The organism is Bacillus cereus (genome assembly GCF_002564555.1).
GTDB classification, from domain to species: Bacteria; Bacillota; Bacilli; order Bacillales; family Bacillaceae_G; genus Bacillus_A; species Bacillus_A cereus_K.
On the sequence record NZ_NUVD01000093.1, the window covers coordinates 1 to 2,136 of the forward strand.

Below are 2,136 nucleotides of genomic sequence, written 5' to 3' on the forward strand. Positions count from 1 at the left end.
TTTTGTGTTTAATAAAATATGGCTTGTCATCTACGTATTTCTGGAGTGATAGATGATAAGCTATATTTATTTTTTTGCAGCAATAAGCTCAAAACGTTCATGAACAAGTAGTATATTGTTTATTTGGAATGGCCTTGGAGTTATTTTAAATCTAAGAATTAATGAAAGTAATAAACTGAAGAAATATAGCTTTTAAACAAGTTCATTCCATTTATGAGCATCTTTTTCATAGAAATATAATTGTTTCGTATGATAATGCCTTTAATTCGTGAATAGGAAAGAAGTTACGACATGTTAAATTGAAGTGAACCCGAATAGTGGTACATGAAAAAAACACCTCCTGAATTCGCATACTAAGTATGAAAATTCAGGAGGTGTTTTTGTAATGGATTATCTTATTTATTTGTTTTAAGTAGTTATGTGATAAAAGTGGTGGAGTTAAAAAAGATAATAGCGCGTATTTTTTTCTTTATGGATCTGGCCTTTGAAGAGCAGCGATAATTTCAAGATACAACTCTTGCAAGTCATGTGTATTGCTTTCATATATAACATTTTGGATATAATGTCTAGACTCTATAATCCTCTTTATAGTCTGCATAGTTCATTACATTAGCTTCCCAATAAAGCTTTCAGGTGGGAAGACCAGTTATGGGTGGTAATATTTGAACTACTTTTATAAATAATGTGCAGCTTCTTTACAAGTTATACTTGTTTCCTCTAGTAGTTGGATAAGGATCGCTTTTTGTATAGCCTTATAAATAAGGTGATTAGAGTATAGTTAGTCACTAATTGCTATTTGAATAGCATATGTATCTTTATTATCACGTTGATATAAATAAGTGGGAGGGAGAATAAGTTCATCAGGAATAAATTCAGTTTTACATACTCTATTTGTAATTTGGGCTGCAATAATGAAACTAAATGCTTTGTTAGCAATTATATTTGCTCTTCTAACGGGAAAGCTTACGATTGTCTGTAGATAGATATAGGATATAACTCTTTAAACTTTATAATTTCGGAGCTTTTATATAGAAGATAAGTGTAAGTGAAAAATTATAGTGTGATTACTTAAATGCAAGGAAGTAGTGGCTATTACAAGAGGTTAGAACGTTTGTTACCTAATGGTGTAATAGGCGTATTCGATCAATTGGGCTGCTTATTTTTTATTGAACATATGTAATTCAAAGAGGAGCTGCTTTGCTAGGTTCGGTTCTCCATTAAAGCTTGTAACTGTACATACTTTAGTGAAGTGGTTTTTCACTAAAATTGGATATATTGACATTCCTACTACTAAAGGGGCAAGCTGATTAACATCAGTGTGATTCTTGTTACCAAAGGCGAAGTCCATTTCTGGTATCGCTGCAAGATTGCGGTGTACCATCACCACTCTCACGATAGATCGTATAGGTTCGTAAGCTACGGTACTACGACTGTTGCATGTTTATATGTTTTAGGGTTTTGCTCTTCTCTATAGTTGAAGTGTATAAGAACAATAAGTATTCTTATATAAAGTATCGCGAAATCTGTAAACAAACGAATTACTCTATCTCCAACTGGTTTGGTGAAATAATCTACCGATTGCTCTTTACTCCTCATAATTTTTAATATTAATTGGATCTAGTCTATTAGTTGGCTCATTCTATGAATGGTTGAGGGACAGTGAAGTTGAGTGTGTGCACTGTTAGAAAAGAGATATTGTAATTAAGATAAGAAGAGTAAATGAAGTCGATAGAAAAGAATTTCTTTTGGAACCCAGTAATGTATGGGGGATAATTCTTTTGAAATAGAGAGAGTTGTAGATAGGAGTAGACAATGATTGCTATTTAATAATATTTTTGTGGATTCTCATGTGGTCTTCATGAATCGAGCTTTTATGGGCTGTTAGGCTCACTACTAGCTTCTTTGCTTCAGTCAGGCTTTGAAGTGGGAGTCTTACCGCCTACAAATAGCGGGATAAAGTGGTGTGAACATATTAAATTAAATATCTTTATAAAAAGGTGTTGACGATTGTACTTTAGAGGTGTAATATAGAACAAGTCGCCGATGCAATAACGCAGAACGCGGCAAACGAAATAAAAAAACTTAGTTGACATTAACTAACAAAGATGTTAACATTAGGAAGTCGCAAATGAGCGA

Annotated in this window: 1 protein-coding gene; it reads right to left on the minus strand. The window is 32.9% G+C overall.

Annotated elements, in window-relative coordinates; translation table 11 throughout:
• Positions 1-1,156: 1,156 nt before the first annotated feature.
• Positions 1,157-1,381 (minus strand): hypothetical protein, encoded by a 225-nt coding sequence (locus tag COI75_RS21035; RefSeq protein WP_000233702.1) that lies wholly within the window; start codon positions 1,379-1,381, stop codon positions 1,157-1,159.
• Between the last annotated feature and the right edge of the window lie 755 nt (positions 1,382-2,136).